The sequence below is a fragment of the Gemmiger formicilis genome (assembly GCF_016900095.1).
GTDB lineage: Bacteria > Bacillota > Clostridia > Oscillospirales > Ruminococcaceae > Gemmiger > Gemmiger formicilis_A.
The window spans coordinates 1-14,836 of the sequence record NZ_JACJJP010000046.1 but is presented as its reverse complement, the minus strand read 5'-3'; the positions used below and the strand labels follow the sequence as shown (position 1 = coordinate 14,836).

Sequence of the window (14,836 nt, the reverse complement as noted above, 5' to 3'; positions counted from 1 at the left end):
GGTAGCCGTGACCGCCGGGGTGGGGCTGGGCGTGGGTTCTGCGGTTTCGGCCGGCTCATCCTGCTGCATGGTGCTGCTGGAAGACGGCGTGGTGGTGGTCACGGTGGACGCGGTGGAGGCGCTGACGTCCTTGTCCTCGATGTGCTCCGGCACAGCGGTCAGGGTCGGGCGGTCGTCCTCGGTGATATAGCTGTGGGTGCGGATGTAGGTAAACAGGGCATCCATGGCCGCGCGGGTCAGGTGGATGCCGTCGCTGCTTTCCACATAGCCGCTCTTGGCAAAGCCGGTGGAGGAGTCCTTGAGTACCTCGGCGCTGTTGAGGAACTTCCAGTCGTTATCCTGGCACATCTGAACAATGGCCTGGTTGTATTCGTCCACCTGGGTCTGGGTCAGGCTTTCATTGGAATGCTGCTTGCCCAAAGGCGGAATGGAATTGATGATGATGTCCACGCTGGGATAGGCTTCCTGCACCGCCTTGATGCCCTTTTCATAGCTCTGGATGAAATTATCGGTGCTGTTGGAGGGGCTCAGGTCGTTGGTGCCGAAGGTGATGATCACCCGCCGGGGCTGCATGATGGCCACAGCTTCGGGCATGGTCTTGTACCCGGAAATGCCCTGGAACTTAACACATTCGTAGGTAGCCAGCGACCGGGCCGACATGCCCACCGAGCCGATGGCGTTGTCGTAGGTGCAGTAATCAAACATGCGGTACATGCGCGCCGTGTTGGAATCGCCCAGGAACAGGGTTTCGTCCACGTATTCCTGCCCCGCATCCTCCGACTCTTCCAGAATGGTGGAGGTATATTTGGCGGTGTCGATGGTGTTCTGGTCCTTGTCGTACCCTTCCTCATCCACCATCTCTTCGGTCTGCTGGCTGTCCGCGGCATCCTTGGGGGTGCTCAGGCCATGTACCACCAGAAACGCCACCAGCGCGGTGACAAAAATGATGGCGCAGCAAACGGCCAGCACAAAATACATCTTGCCTTTACTGGTAAGCCGGGACCAGAATCCCTGTTTTGATTTCTTCTTTCCTTTGCTTGACATAACGTTTCCTTCCTGTTTGGGTTGGCAAAGCGCGTATGCGGCAGTCTTTGTATTATTAACCTTTATATTTTACACCCTTTTGCGGCAAGATGCCAGTGGTTTGCGTATTTTTACATAAATTGCACAAAAAAAGGACGTTCCTGCGCACAGCCAAAGAAAAGGCCGCCGTCCGTTCCGGCCGGATGTACGGCAGAACACAGGCGGCGGCAGGCGCCGGGGAAATTACAGTTCGATTTCCTGCAGGCGCAGCAGAGCCAGGATATAGATTTTCAGCGCTTCGATGAGCTTTTCAAATTCGGCGCCCTCGTTGGCACCGTGCATGGGTCCGGCAAATTCCGGCAGGACCATGTCGGCGTGTTCGGGGCCGAAGCTTACTGCGTAGGGGAAGTGACGGGCGTAGGTGCCGCCGCCCATGGTGAAAGGCTTCTGGTTTTCGCCGGTGACCTCATTGTAGGTGCTGATCAGGGTCTGGATGGCCGGGCTGTCGGCATCGATATAGAAAGGCACCCGGCTGGTGGTGTTCTCCAGCTTGGCGGCGGTGCCGCAGGCAGCCTGCATGGCGGCGGTCAGCTTGTCGGCGTCGGTGTTGGTGGGATACCGGCAGTCGAAGGTCTGGCGCAGGCAGCCGTCCTTGTACTCGATGGTGCCGCCGATGATGGTCAGCGGGGTGAACAGGCCGTCGTCCGCCGCAATACCCAGGGCACTGCCGTCGGTGGAGGCGTGCAGCTTGGCCAGAACCTGCAGGTAAGCGGTCTCGGTCTCATTGCAGACGCCGCTGTCCAGCAGGCAGTTGACGATGAGGCTGATGGCGTTGACGGTGCCTTCCGGCGTGGCGGCATGGCCACTCTTGCCCACGGCGTGGATGGTGGTCAGACCGTTTTCCTCGGTGAAGGTCAGGCCGGTGCCTTCCTTGAGGCGAGCAGCCGGGACCGCCACCACGCAGGAGGCACGGTCGGGCACGGCGTTGTGGGCCACACCGCCTGCAAAGTCGCGGATGACACCGTTGAGCACGGGGGAGACGATCTCGCCGTTGAAGCCGCCCTTTTCACCGTTGCACACCGGGAATTCGGCGTCCGGGGTGAAGCAGAAGGCGGGCTGCTCATAATGCTCGGCGTAGTAGTCCACGTCCTCCATGCGGGTTTCCTCGTTCACGCCCAGCAAGGCACGCACGGGGTACTTGAGCTGCACGCCGTTGTCCTTGAGGTACTTCAGGGCGTACAGGGTCAGGATGGCAGGGCCCTTGTCGTCGGCCACGCCGCGGCCCAGCAGCCAGCCGTCCCGCACCCGCACGGTGTAGGGGTCGGCGTCCCAGCCGTTGCCCTCGGGTACCACATCGCAGTGGGTGATGGTGGCCAGGTACTTCTGTTCCTCGGCAATGGGACCGGTTTCGGCCCAGCCGATGTAGCCTTCGGCGTTGTGGGTGTCAAGGCCCAGCTCAGCGGCAATCTCCAGCGCCTTGTCCAGGGCGGCCCGGGGGCCGGTGCCGAAAGGCGCACCGGGGGCGGGTTCGCCCTCCACACTGGGCACGGCCACCAGACGGGTGATGTCCCGCAGAATGGCGTCCCGGTTCTGTTCGGCAAAGGCATCGATCGATGCAAAACGCGGATCGTTCATGCAATATCCCTCCATGCAGACAAATGGTCCCGGCCGCAGCCGGGCCTTTGTGATTTGTACGGCGCCATTATACCACAAACAGGCGCATTTTGCACACATACCGGCCGGACAGCCGCAATTTTTGCCCCGCAGGGAGAAAAAATATATTCAAACCTTGAAATATCTGGTATAATAGCAGGGTTAAACAACAACCCGAACATACAAAGAGGTGCTTAACCATGAAAGCTGTCATCACCGTGATCGGGCAGGACACTGTGGGTGTCGTGGCCAAAGTCAGCGCCGTGTGCGCCGAGCTGAACATCAACATCGAGGATGTGACCCAGAGCATCATGCAGAACATGTTTTGCATGATCATGCTGGTCAATCTGAGCGCCTGCACCGTGGAACCGGGTGCCGTGCGCGAGCACTTTGCCGCTCTGGGTGAACAGATGGGCATGCAGGTCACCTTTACGCGCCAGGAAGTGTTTGACGCGATGCACAAGGTGTAAGGGAAAGGCGGCCAAGAGATGAAAATTTTGAACAGCGGCGACATTATGGAAACCATCGAGATGCTCACCGCCGAGAATCTGGATGTGCGCACCGTCACCATGGGCATCAGCCTGCTGGACTGCATCGACCCAGACGGCAAGAAAGCCTGCGAGAAGATTTACAACAAGATCACCACCCGCGCCAAGGACCTGGTGAAGGTGGTCAACGGCATTTCGGAGGAATACGGCATTCCCATCGTGAACAAGCGCATCAGCGTGACGCCCATCGCCATGCTGCTGGGCGCTGCCCCCGACGCCGACCCGGTGGAATACGCCAAGGCCCTGGACGCCGCGGCCAAGACGGTGGGGGTGAACTTCATCGGCGGGTACGGCGCTCTGGTACACAAGGGCTTTTCCGCCGGGGATACCCGCCTGATTGAGAGCATTCCCCGTGCCCTGGCCGAAACCGACCTGGTCTGCTCCAGCATCAACGTGGGTTCCACCAAGTCCGGCATCAACATGGATGCAGTGGCCCTGATGGGCCGGGTGGTCCGCCAAACCGCCGAGCTGACCAAGGACAATATGTGCATGGGCGATGCCAAGCTGGTGGTCTTCTGCAACGCGCCGGAGGACAACCCCTTCATGGCCGGTGCCTTCCACGGTCCCGGCGAGCCGGACTGTGAGATTCACGTGGGTGTTTCCGGCCCCGGCGCCGTGCGCGCCGCCCTGGCCAAGCTGCCCAAGGACGCCCCCATGGACGAGGTGGCGGAGCTGGTCAAGCGCACCGCCTTCAAGATCACCCGTCTGGGCCAGCTGGTGGCCAATCTGGCCAGCGAGCGGCTGGGTGTGCCCGCCGGTATCATCGACCTGTCCCTGGCCCCCACCCCGGCCATCGGCGACAGTGTGGCCAACATCCTGGAAGAGATGGGCCTGGAAAGCTGCGGCTGCTGCGGTACCACCGCCTGCCTGGCTCTGCTCAACGACGCCGTCAAGAAGGGCGGCGTCATGGCCTCCAACCATGTGGGCGGCCTGTCCGGCGCCTTCATTCCGGTGTCGGAGGATGACGGCATGATCAAGGCCGCCGAGTGCGGCAGCCTGACCCTGGAAAAGCTGGAAGCCATGACCGCCGTCTGCTCGGTGGGTATCGACATGGTGGTCATCCCGGGCGATACCCCCGCCGAGGTCATCAGCGCCCTGATCGCCGACGAGGCCGCCATCGGCATGGTGAACAGCAAGACCACCGCCGTGCGCGTCATTCCCGCCATCGGCCACCAGGCCGGAGATGTGCTGGATTTCGGCGGACTGCTGGGCCATGCGCCCATCATGCCCATCAGCAAGTTCAGCCCCGCGGTGATGATCCACCGCGGAGGACGGATTCCCGCCCCCATGCAGGCTCTGAAAAACTGATTGCATAAAAATCCCCTTTCCGGTCCAAACTAAGGGCGGAAAGGGGATTTTGTCATGTTTCGTTCAATGTTTTCCAAAGTACTGCTGCTGCTTTTGATCGTCGGCGGCCTGAACTGGGGCGTGTACGGCATTTGGGGCCTGAACGCCATCGGCTGGCTGCTGGGCGGCAGCCTGAACTGGCTGGCCCGCACCGTCTTTATCGTGGTGGGCGTGGCTTCCCTGGCGCTGATTCCGGCCCTGTTCTACCATGAACCGGAAGCCCGCCGCGCCGGTCCCGAACCCCACGCGCCGTAACCGCGGCCAGACCAAAAAATCGCCCCGCCGGACCACTGCCGGCAGGGCGATTTTTTATTCGATATGCACGGCCAGTCCCGCGCTGCGGCGGGAAGTCAGCCCCACGCTCATGACCAGGCCCACGCTGAGATAAACCATGACCACGCTGGACCCGCCCGCCGAAAAGAACGGCAGGGTAATGCCGATGACCGGCAGCACCTGCAGGTTCATGCCGATGTTGATGACACACTGCCAAAACAGTGCCGCAAACACACCGGTGCAGATCAGCCGTCCCAGCAGGTCCACACTGCGGGTGGCGGTTCGCAGGGTGCGTGCCATAATGCCGAAGAGCAGCATCAGCACCAGCATTGCTCCCACAAAGCCCATGGCGTTGGCCAGGTAGCTGTAGATGAAATCGTTCCAGGCGTTGGGAATGAAGATGCTCTGGTCCTGGAACAGCCCCTGTCCCGTCACCCCGCCGGTTCCGATGGCCATGGCGGCTTTGTTTTGCTGGTAGGCGATGTCGGACAAAGCGGGATCTTCCGGGGTGAGGACCGCCAGAATCCGCTGGAACTGGTATCCCTTGAGAATGTTGGGATGGGTGACAAGCAGAGCCGTTCCCCCCGCCACAGCCGCCGCCAGCCCGCCCAGAACCAGCGGAATGCTGAGACCGCCCGCAAAGAGCATGACCATGCCGATGCCCGCAAAGATCAGGGCGGTACCGTCATCCCCCTGGATGTGGATGGCCAGCACCGGCAGGGCCACATGCACCAGAAGAAGCAGCAGATTGACGGGACGGTTGACCTTGCCCCGCACCCGGTCCAGATGCCAGGCCAGGGTGAGGATGAAGCTGATCTTGGCCAGTTCGGTGGGCTGAAAGGTCATACCGCCGATGCGGTACCAGCTGTAGTTGGAAGTGCCGCCGGCGTCGTATCCGATGACCACGAACCCGGCCCGGACGTTGTGCAAAAACAGGGTAGGCAGCACCATGCCCCAGGTCACCACCGCATGCAGCGGCCAGGCATGGGCCAGGGCGCGGTAATCCACGGTGGAGCCGATCACAGCCAGCATCAGACCCAGCAGGCTGGCAATCACCTGCACCGACGCCTTGCTGTATACGCCGCCCAGCTGGCTGTGTTCCACCGACATCAGCACAAGGACGCTGAGGGCCGAGCAGAGCAGGCACAGGGCAAGATACAGGGAATCGGCACGGCGCAGGTACCGGCGGGCAAGGGTGAACATACGGGAACTCCTTTCCGAAAATACAGGAAGCAGGCGGTGCCGTTGTGATTTGTGTAAACGGTTCCGACTGGGTCTATTATAGCGCAGACGGTCATTTTTCGCCAGATGCCGCCGGGAATAGGGTAAAATTTTACAAATACCCCCAGACGGTGTATAATGAAGTGATCTGAGTTTTCACCACAAGGAGTATGCGCGCCATGCAGGAATATATGACACACAGCCGCGAGGAAACCGTGGCCCTGGGGCGCCGGCTGGCCCCCACCCTGGCCCCCGGAACCCTGATTGCCTTCACCGGCGGTCTGGGCGCCGGCAAGACCGCCTTCTGTCAGGGTCTGGCCGAAGGGCTGGGCTGCACCGACCCGGTGTCCAGTCCCACCTTTGCCATTGTGAACTATTACCGCGGTCCCCGGCCTCTGGCCCACTTTGATCTGTACCGTATCCACACCGAGAACGATCTGGCTTCCGCCGGGTTCTACGACTATCTGGACAGTGGCGCCATCGTGGCCGCCGAATGGAGCGAAAACTGCGCGGACATTCTGGCGCTGGAGCATCCCATGCGCATCCACATCGAGCGTCTGGACGACACCACCCGCCGGATCACCATCGAAGACCCGGCTTAAAGGGAGGACACCATGAACATTCTGGCCATTGACACCGCCGGGCGCACCGCCGCCGTGGCGGTACTGCGGGACGACACCCTTTTGTACGAATGCAACGCCAACACCGGTCTGACCCACAGCGAGACCCTGCTGCCCATGGTGGATGCCGCCCTGAAAGCCTGCGGGCTGCGCTGCAAGGACATTGACCTGTACGGCGTGACCGCCGGACCGGGCAGCTTTACCGGTCTGCGCATCGGGCTTTCGGCGGTGAAAGGCATGGCCTTTGACCGCAACGTTCCCTGCGCCGGCGTTTCCACCCTGGAAGCCCTGGCCTGCGGCATGAGCGGCGAAGGCACCGTGGTGGGCGCCCTGGATGCCCGCCGGGGGCAGGTATATTGGGCGGGATTTGATCTGGCCAGCCATGAACGGCTGACCCCGGACACCGCTGCCCCGGTGGAAACACTGGAAAAATTTGTGGCCCACTGCAAAAAGCCGTTGATTTTTGTTGGCGACGGCGCCGGGTTGTGCTACAATAGGTTTGGAAATGCCGACGGCGTGCTGGACTGCCCGGCCGCTCTGCGCGTGCTGCGCGGGGCGGGGGTGGCACTGGCTGCCCGCCGGATGTGGGAAAGCGGGCTTGCCGTGCCCCCTGCTCAACTGCTGCCGGATTACCACCGGCTGAGCCAGGCGGAGCGGGAACGGGCCGAACGGGAAGCCCAGGCACACCAAGATGTGTAAAAAGAGGAGTACAGAAAGTATGACGAAGGATTACTGCACCGCCCCCGTGGCGCTGGCTGCCGACCACGGCGGCTTTGCGCTGAAAGAAGCCATCAAGGCCCACCTGGAAAGCCAGGGCATCGCTTACCGCGACTTTGGCACCCACAGCACCGAAAGCTGCGACTACCCCGATCTGGCCGCTCCGGCCTGTGACGCGGTGGTTGCCGGCGAATGCTCGGTGGCCATCCTGTGCTGCGGCACCGGCGTGGGCATGTCCATCTGCGCCAACAAGATTCACGGCATCCGTGCCTGCTGCTGCAGCGACACCTTCAGTGCCGAGTTCACCCGCCGTCACAACGACGCCAACGCCCTGTGCATGGGCGGCCGCGTGGTGGGCGAAGGCCTGGCCCTGGCCATTGTGGATCTGTTCCTGAACACCCCCTTTGAGGGCGGCCGCCACACCCGCCGCGTGGAAAAGGTCATGGCCCTGGAAACGCGCTGAATCCGTACCCCGAACTGCCGGGCAGTTGAACATATCATTCACGAATAAGGAGCTACCACTATGAGCGTTGTTGAAATCGTCGATCATCCCCTGATCCAGCACAAGATCAGCCTGCTGCGTGACCGCAACACCGGCACCAAGGAATTCCGCGACCTGGTCAGCGAAGTGGCCATGCTGCTTTGCTACGAAGCCACCCGCGACCTGCCCACCGAGGAAGTGGAGGTCGAAACCCCCATCGCTCTGGCACGTACCAAGGTGCTGGCCGGCCGTAAGCTGGCGCTGGTTCCCATCCTGCGCGCCGGCCTGGGCATGGTGGACGGCATGCTGAACCTGATTCCCGCCGCCAAGGTGGGTCACATCGGCCTGTACCGCAACGAGGAAACCCTGGAGCCTGTGGAATACTACTGCAAGCTGCCCAAGGACATCGCCGAGCGCGAAGTGCTGGTGCTGGACCCCATGCTGGCCACCGGCGGCAGCGCCAAGGATGCCATCACCCAGATCAAGAAGCGCGGTGCCAAGCACATCAAGTTCATCGGCCTGCTGGCTGCTCCCGAAGGCCTGAACGCTCTGCATGAAGCCCATCCCGATGTGGACATCTATGTGGGTGCGCTGGACGAAAAGCTCAACAACCAGGGCTACATCGTGCCCGGCCTGGGCGATGCCGGCGACCGCATCTTCGGCACCAAGTAATTGAATCCCACGGGCAGGACCCGTATCTTCCCGCGGTGTGCCCCGGCATGCCGCGGGTCTTTTTATCTTCGCGGGCGAGGTGTGCCATGATTTATCTTTCCAGCTTTCATTTTGCCACCGAGGAAGCGGAATGGCGATTCTTTGTCGGGTTTCAGCGGACCTGCTACGATTCCTTTTACCCCTTCCAGATTTTTCCCCAGCGGGGCTTGCACGAGCTGGACCTGGCCGACATCACCATCCTGTACGGCGGTAACGGGTCGGGCAAGACCACGGCGCTGAACGTGATGGCCGAAACCCTGCGCCTGCGCCGGGGCGCTTCCTTCAACGGCACCAGCTTCTTCAAGCCCTACTGTCAGCTGTGCAGTCCCCATCTGCTTCATCCCCTGCCCCCGGACAGCTGCATCCTGACCAGCGACGACGTGTTCGACACCATGCTGGACATGCGGGCCATCAACGAGGGGGTGGACCGGCGGCGGGACGAGCTGCTGGCCGAGGCCAAGGAGGCCCGCAACGCCCATTTTCAGATGCGCAGCCTGGAAGATTACGACCGGCTGAAACAGGTGGCCGAGGCCCGGCGTACCAGTCAGTCTCGGTACGCCCGGCGGCGGGTAATGCCCAACGTGCGCACCCGCTCCAACGGGGAAAGTGCCTTTCTGTTCTTCACCGAGAAAATCCGCAGCGGAGCGCTGTATCTGCTGGACGAACCGGAAAACAGCCTTTCGCCCCGGCGGCAGATGGAGCTGGCCCAATTTTTGCAGGAATCCGCCCGGTTCTACAACTGCCAGTTCGTGCTGGCTACCCATTCCCCTTTCCTGCTGGCCATGCCCGGGGCCCGGGTCTATGATCTGGACAGCGATCCGGTACAACCCCGCCGTTGGACCGAGCTGGAAAACGTACGGGCTTATTACGACTTTTTCAAAGAACACGAGGAGGAATTCTGATGGCTGCCAAAAACCGGCGGCAGGGCGAAACCCTGACCGCCTTTACCCCCGGTGCCGAACTGCGGGACACCGAGTTTATCGACTGTACCTTTGAAAACTGCCGCTGGAGTGGGGTCCGGGTGCAGAACTGCACCTTTTCCGGCTGTCGGTTTGTCCGGTGCCAGTTTTCGGCGGTGGTGTTCAGCTTCTGCCTGATGAAGGACGCCGTCATGGAAGGCTGTGCCTTCCGGGGCATCTCCTGGGGCGGACTGCAGGGACGCAGCGCCTTGGTTCAGCCCTTTGCCAGACTGAAAAACTGCGTGTTCCAGTACAACGAGTTTTCCGGCATGGCCCTGGCCGGGTTTGATTTTTCCGGGTGCGAATTCCGGGAATGCGTGTTTGACGACTGCAAGCTCACCGGCGCCGGATTTCACGGCGTCCCCCTGGGCCGCACCGCCTTCACCCGCTGCGATCTGCAGAAGGCGGATTTCCGTATGGCGGAGGCCTACGCCATCAACCCCGCCGACAACCGCATGAAAGGGGCCCGGTTCAGCTTTCCCGATGTGGTGGCGCTGCTGGACAGCAGCGGCATCCAGATTGAATAAACAACGGCCCGGCTGGACAAACTTGTCCGGCCGGGCCGCTTTTCTATGTTTGGATAAAGGCTTATTTGGAGTAATCCCGGGCGCCGTAAATGGCGGTGCCGATGCGCACAATGTTGGCACCTTCCTTGATGGCGGCGATAAAGTCCCCGCTCATGCCCATGGAAAGGATGGTCAGCCCCACGCCGTACTGTTCCCGGGCGTGGTCCAGTAGCTTGCGCATGTCCGCAAAGAAGGCGCGGGTCTGGCTTTCGGTGGCGTCGGCCGGGGGAATGGCCATCAGGCCCCGCAGCTCCACATGATCCCGGGCGGTGGCCTGGTCCAGCAGATCCCACAGGGCTGCCTCCCCTACCACACCGCTCTTGGAAGCTTCTCCGCCGATGTTCACTTCCACCAGGATTTCCTGCTTGATGCCGGCGGCACCCGCCGCGTGGTCGATCTTGTCCAAAAGGCGCACACTGTCCACACTCTGGATCAGGGCTGCACGCCCCACCACCTTGTTGACCTTGTTGGTCTGCAGGTGGCCGATGAAATGGGCCGGCTTGTCGTTGTAGGCACCGGCATCATACTTTTCCACCAGTTCCTGCACATGATTTTCCCCGAAAATGTCAATGGGCAGGTCGGCACTGGCGCGGACTTCCTCCACCGTGCGGGTCTTGCAGGCCGCACACAGAAGGATGTCGGCAGGGTCACGCCCGGCTTCCCGGGCGGCCTGGTCCATCTGTTCGCGGATGCGGGCCACATTTTCGGCCATACGGGCTACGATTTCCTGACTGATCATCTGATCACCTTTCCTGATAAACTGCACGACACCCGCCGATGTAGGGCGGACGGGTACGTGCGCACAAAATATTGGCACAGCCGATCTTGTTCAGGCTGAGCCGTACCGGCACCGCCACACGGCGCAGGTGCATCCCGATAAGGGTACCGCCGATGTCGATGCCGGCACCGGCGCGGACTTCTTCCACCAGAACGGGATCGTTGAATTTCTGCCAGCAGTTGGTGGCCCAGCTGCCCCCCGCATGGGGCTGCGGAATGGCGTTGACCTCGGTGTAGCCGTACTTTTCGGCGGCTTCCCGCTCCACCACAATGGCACGGTTCAGGTGCTCGCAGCACTGGGCGGCCAGGTACAGGCCGTGTTCCTGCATAACCGGCAGAATACCGGCCAGCACGGCGGCCGCAGCCTCCATGCTGCTGTCCTTGCCGATATGTCCGCCCACAATTTCGCTGCTGGAACAGCCCACCACAAAGACATCGCCGGGGCGAAGCCTGGCCGCCTCCAGCAGCTCTTCCGCCGCCTGGCGGCTCTGGGCCGTGATGGCGGCCGGATCAAAGGTTTGCGTCATGATACAATCCCCCTTTTGTATGATTATACCACAAAACCTCTATAACACAAAAGCCCGCTGGATAGCGGGCCTTTGTGCATAGAGGGGTGGGAAAGTATATAAAGGTCAGTGAATGTCTTTGTTATGGTTATTATTATACAGTTTTCGGCTCAATTGTCAAACGGACACCTTGTAATTTTGTTTTCATTTTATTATAATTATGCCAGAAAAGCTTTACTTTATTCAGCGGCGACCGTCGAATGATGTCGTTTTCATTTCTAGTTGTTCTGCACAAGCATTATTTTCTTCATATTATTTTTTTGTGCGTATTGAACAAAATGTCGTCGCAAGGAGGTCATATATGGACGAACTGGACCGCAAAATCATCCAACTGATGCAGAAAAATGCCCGTATGCCCGTCAAGGAGATCGCCCAGCAGATCAGCCTGACCAGCCCCGCCGTATCCAGCCGCATCCATCGCCTGGAGCAGGAGGGGGTCATCGGCGGATATACCGTATTGCTCCACCGGCCGGACGAGCCCAACCGGGTACAGGCGCTGGTCTCGGTGCAGACAGTCCCCGATGCCCGGGACGAATTTTTGTCCCTGGTGCAGAGCGAACCCGATGTGCTGCAGTGTTACCGGGTCACCGGCGTGTACAACTTTACGGTCAAGGTCAGCTGCGCGGGCATTGAGGAGCTGGAACACCTGCTGACCAAGCTGCAGCAGCTGGGCACCACCAATACCCAGATCATTCTGGCCACCCAGCTGGACCGCCAGCTGAACCCCTGAAACAACGGAAGGAGATCCTGTCCTGTGTTACTGTTCTGCAAGCACTGCGGGCTGCTGCTGCCCGCCCATCAGACCGTTTGCCCCCGGTGCGGCACCCCTGCCCCCCAGTCGTCCGCACCGGCCGATCAGCCGCTGTATGCCTCCACGGCGCCCCAACCGTCCGCCGCTCCCACCGAAGGGCCGCGCTACCAGGCCGCGGCCCCCAAAAAACGGGGGCCCATGGGACTGGCGGGATACTTCGGTTCCCTGCTTCTGTTTGCCGTGCCGGTGGTGGGGCTGATCTTCATGCTGATCTGGTCCGTCAGCGATCGGGTGCGTCCCGAACGCCACCGCCTGGCCCAGGCGTATCTGATCCGCACGGTGATCTTCTCCGCCCTGCTGCTGGTGGCGGCGCTGGTATTTTCGGCCATCATGAGCAACATCGCCTACCGGATGGTGTATTATCCGTACTACTTCTGAGAAAACCAGTAAAGAGGTGCTTTTGTGAAAGCGAGTGTCATCATCCCCAACCTGAACGGGGCCGGATGGCTGCGGGATTCCATCGAGTCCGTCTGGGCACAGACCGAGCAGGATTTTGAGCTGATTGTGATTGACAACGGGTCCACCGACGAGAGCCTGGAAATTGCCCGCAGCTACCGGGGCCGGGACCGTTATACCCTGATTGAGAACAAGACCAACACCGGATTTTCCCATGCGGTGAACCAGGGCATTGCCATCGGCAAAGGGGAATATATGGTCCTGTTCAACAACGACGCCTTTGCCGAACCGGACTGGCTGGCGGAACTGATCCGCACGGCGGACGCCGACCCCCGCATTTTTGCGGTGTCCAGCCTGATGCTGCGCTACTACGAGCCGGAGCTGGCCGACGATGCCGGGGATTATGTGACCCTGCTGGGCTTTGCCTGCAAACGGGGCGACGGATTGAAGGCCAGCCGCTACCAAAAGCCCTGCCGGGTGTTTTCGGCCTGCGGCGGGGCGGCCCTGTACCGCAAATCCATCCTGGACGAAATCGGCGTGTTCGACGAACTGTTCTTTGCCTATTACGAGGACGTGGACCTGAGCTGGCGCGCCAACAACTTCGGCTACAAAAACGTCTACTGCCCCACCGCCCGCTGCCGCCACATCTGCGGCGCCACCACCGGGGCGGTGCGCTACAATCCCTTCAAGAGCATCCAGAGCGGGCGCAACAGCATTCTGCTGCCCTACAAGAACATGCCGGCGCTGATGATTCTTGTGAACATTCTGCCGCTGGTGCTGGGGTATCTTCTGAAGGTGCTCATGTTCCGGCTGCGGGGCTTTGGGGGCGATTACGCCAAGGGATTTGCCGAAGCCAGAGTGGCCCTGCCCAAACTGAACAAACCCCGGTTTTACTGGCGCAACCTGCCCAACTACATCTGGGTGGAATGCAGTCTGATTGTGGGGCTGTTCCAATATATCGTATACCGGGTACAGCGTGCGCTGAAAATCACCTGACCCCCATAAAAAGGCCCGCCCTCCGCAGTGCAAACGCTGCGGAGGGCGGGCTGTTTTGTTGTATCGGATGGTCAGCGTTCGGTTTTGTCGGTGTTGCCCAGGACCAGACGGCGGAAGCCCTCGCCCTGGACCTCGTTGGCCTGCAGCATAATGGTGAAGCTGTTGGGATCGATCTTCTTGATTTCGTGTTCGATCTCATACAGCTGCTTGCTGCTGCAGGCGCACAGCACCACGTCCCGGGGATCGCCCTTATAGCCGCCGTAAGCCTTGAGCAGGGTGGACCCCCGGTCCACGGTGCGCACAATGGCGTCGCAGACGGCCGGACCGTCGTCGGTGACGATCATGGCCAGCATGCAGGAGTTGAAGCCGAACATCATCCAGTTGATGATGTAGGAGGTCAGGAAGTTGAGGATCAGGCCGTAGATGATGGTATCCACATCCCGGAAGACCAGGCCGTTGGCCAGGATGACCGTGAGCGCCGCGCCGAAGGTCAGGTTGCCGAACGGCATGTGGGGGTGCTTGACCTTGACCGCCATGGTGATGAAGTCCATGCCGCCGGTGCTGGAATTCTGCATGTAAATCAGGGCATCGCCGATGCCGCTGATCACGCCGCCGCAGATGGCCGCCAGCATGCGGTCACCGGTATACACCGGCAGCATGGGCAGGACCCAGTCGGAAAAGACAGCGAACATGATCATGCACCAGACACTGCGCAGGAAGAAATCCCGCCCCAGAAGCTTGTAGCAAAACAGGATGATGGGAATGTTGAGCAGGATGTTGGAAATACCGATGGGCAGGCCGAACAGGTGGTACAGGATGGCACCTATACCGGCGACGCCGGTGATGGGTACCTGGGCGGCCACGGCAAAGCTGTACATGCCCAGGGCCGAGATAAAGCAGCCGAGTGTTTCAAGAAAAAGGTGTTTCAGGCGTTTTTGGGTCATAGGTTCCTCTCTGTCTCTTTGCGTTTCTTTTCGGGGAAATTACTTTTTGCGGCGGCGATAGGTGCGGTTGTTTCCGTTTTCTATGCGGCTGCGCAGCACCAGCACGGCGGCGGTCACACCGCCCACCAGAACCACGCCGATGCCGATGTACAACGGCAGCATGCTGCTGGTCTGGCGCATCTCTTCCTGCTGTTCCAGGGTTTCAGGGTCAGGGGTGGGTTTGGGGG

19 protein-coding genes are annotated in these 14,836 nt (G+C 60.8%); 12 read left to right on the top strand and 7 right to left on the bottom strand.

The annotated features are described in order from the left end of the window. Both H6B15_RS14535 and H6B15_RS14530 read right to left on the bottom strand, forming a co-directional pair. Nucleotides 1-1,044: SGNH/GDSL hydrolase family protein (locus tag H6B15_RS14535; protein WP_204648727.1), on the bottom strand; the 1,044-nt coding region annotated here is incomplete at its 3' end. Between the two features lie 222 nt (nt 1,045-1,266). After that, nucleotides 1,267-2,658 carry a Sapep family Mn(2+)-dependent dipeptidase gene (locus H6B15_RS14530; protein ID WP_204648726.1) on the bottom strand — a complete coding sequence of 464 codons (1,392 nt, stop codon included), beginning with the start codon at nt 2,656-2,658 and terminating at the stop codon, nt 1,267-1,269. Between the two features lie 218 nt (nt 2,659-2,876). On the opposite strand from H6B15_RS14530, the gene H6B15_RS14525 reads away from it, so the two are divergent. The 3 genes from H6B15_RS14525 to H6B15_RS14515 all read left to right on the top strand — a co-directional run bounded on the left by H6B15_RS14525 (nt 2,877) and on the right by H6B15_RS14515 (nt 4,826). Further along, a complete protein-coding gene (locus H6B15_RS14525) occupies nt 2,877-3,146 on the top strand; it encodes an ACT domain-containing protein (protein WP_204648725.1) in 270 nt (89 codons plus the stop codon). Nucleotides 3,147-3,164: 18 nt separating this feature from the next. After that, the gene (locus tag H6B15_RS14520) at nt 3,165-4,532 is read left to right on the top strand and encodes a PFL family protein (RefSeq protein ID WP_204648724.1); all 1,368 of its coding nucleotides are present in this window, start codon (nt 3,165-3,167) and stop codon (nt 4,530-4,532) included. Nucleotides 4,533-4,598: 66 nt separating this feature from the next. Further along, nucleotides 4,599-4,826 (top strand): DUF378 domain-containing protein, encoded by a 228-nt coding sequence (locus H6B15_RS14515; protein WP_243424437.1) that lies wholly within the window; start codon nt 4,599-4,601, stop codon nt 4,824-4,826. A gap of 54 nt (nt 4,827-4,880) precedes the next feature. Here H6B15_RS14515 and H6B15_RS14510 read toward each other — a convergent pair whose 3' ends face one another. Beyond that, nucleotides 4,881-6,047 carry an FtsW/RodA/SpoVE family cell cycle protein gene (locus H6B15_RS14510; RefSeq protein WP_204648722.1) on the bottom strand — a complete coding sequence of 389 codons (1,167 nt, stop codon included), beginning with the start codon at nt 6,045-6,047 and terminating at the stop codon, nt 4,881-4,883. Nucleotides 6,048-6,244: 197 nt separating this feature from the next. On the opposite strand from H6B15_RS14510, the gene tsaE reads away from it, so the two are divergent. From tsaE to H6B15_RS14480, 6 genes are all read left to right on the top strand, one after another. Next, entirely contained in the window at nt 6,245-6,667 is a 423-nt protein-coding gene (gene tsaE / locus H6B15_RS14505; protein WP_204648721.1) for a tRNA (adenosine(37)-N6)-threonylcarbamoyltransferase complex ATPase subunit type 1 TsaE, read from the top strand. 12 nt (nt 6,668-6,679) lie between these two features. Continuing rightward, on the top strand, nt 6,680-7,384 hold the full coding sequence (gene tsaB / locus H6B15_RS14500; protein WP_204648720.1) for a tRNA (adenosine(37)-N6)-threonylcarbamoyltransferase complex dimerization subunit type 1 TsaB: 705 nt from the start codon (nt 6,680-6,682) through the stop codon (nt 7,382-7,384). 19 nt (nt 7,385-7,403) lie between these two features. Beyond that, entirely contained in the window at nt 7,404-7,865 is a 462-nt protein-coding gene (rpiB, locus tag H6B15_RS14495; protein WP_204648719.1) for a ribose 5-phosphate isomerase B, read from the top strand. A 60-nt stretch (nt 7,866-7,925) separates the two neighbouring features. Next, entirely contained in the window at nt 7,926-8,555 is a 630-nt protein-coding gene (gene upp, locus H6B15_RS14490; protein ID WP_204648718.1) for a uracil phosphoribosyltransferase, read from the top strand. Nucleotides 8,556-8,641: 86 nt separating this feature from the next. Then, nucleotides 8,642-9,496, top strand: coding sequence for an AAA family ATPase (locus H6B15_RS14485; protein WP_204648717.1), 855 nt, complete (start codon nt 8,642-8,644; stop codon nt 9,494-9,496). After that, the gene (locus H6B15_RS14480; RefSeq protein WP_204648716.1) at nt 9,496-10,080 is read left to right on the top strand and encodes a pentapeptide repeat-containing protein; all 585 of its coding nucleotides are present in this window, start codon (nt 9,496-9,498) and stop codon (nt 10,078-10,080) included. Before H6B15_RS14485 ends, H6B15_RS14480 begins: the two co-directional genes overlap by 1 nt. 61 nt (nt 10,081-10,141) lie before the next feature. Here H6B15_RS14480 and H6B15_RS14475 read toward each other — a convergent pair whose 3' ends face one another. Next, a complete protein-coding gene (locus tag H6B15_RS14475; RefSeq protein ID WP_207751544.1) occupies nt 10,142-10,858 on the bottom strand; it encodes a YggS family pyridoxal phosphate-dependent enzyme in 717 nt (238 codons plus the stop codon). Between the two features lie 4 nt (nt 10,859-10,862). Continuing rightward, a complete protein-coding gene (locus H6B15_RS14470) occupies nt 10,863-11,423 on the bottom strand; it encodes a TIGR01440 family protein (RefSeq protein WP_204648715.1) in 561 nt (186 codons plus the stop codon). Between the two features lie 340 nt (nt 11,424-11,763). Between H6B15_RS14470 and H6B15_RS14465 the strand changes: the two genes are divergently transcribed. Genes H6B15_RS14465 through H6B15_RS14455 form a run of 3 tightly spaced genes read left to right on the top strand, consistent with a single transcriptional unit; the run spans nt 11,764 to nt 13,665 of the window. Beyond that, nucleotides 11,764-12,192 carry an Lrp/AsnC family transcriptional regulator gene (locus H6B15_RS14465; RefSeq protein ID WP_204648714.1) on the top strand — a complete coding sequence of 143 codons (429 nt, stop codon included), beginning with the start codon at nt 11,764-11,766 and terminating at the stop codon, nt 12,190-12,192. A gap of 24 nt (nt 12,193-12,216) precedes the next feature. Beyond that, a complete protein-coding gene (locus tag H6B15_RS14460) occupies nt 12,217-12,651 on the top strand; it encodes a zinc ribbon domain-containing protein (RefSeq protein ID WP_204648713.1) in 435 nt (144 codons plus the stop codon). 24 nt (nt 12,652-12,675) lie between these two features. Continuing rightward, nucleotides 12,676-13,665: a glycosyltransferase gene (locus H6B15_RS14455; RefSeq protein ID WP_204648712.1), complete on the top strand. Its 990-nt coding sequence runs from the start codon at nt 12,676-12,678 to the stop codon at nt 13,663-13,665. 71 nt (nt 13,666-13,736) lie between these two features. Here H6B15_RS14455 and H6B15_RS14450 read toward each other — a convergent pair whose 3' ends face one another. After that, a complete protein-coding gene (locus H6B15_RS14450) occupies nt 13,737-14,609 on the bottom strand; it encodes a YitT family protein (RefSeq protein WP_204648711.1) in 873 nt (290 codons plus the stop codon). Between the two features lie 39 nt (nt 14,610-14,648). Next, a partial coding sequence (locus H6B15_RS14445) for a hypothetical protein (RefSeq protein WP_204648710.1) occupies nt 14,649-14,836 on the bottom strand: 188 nt, incomplete at its 5' end.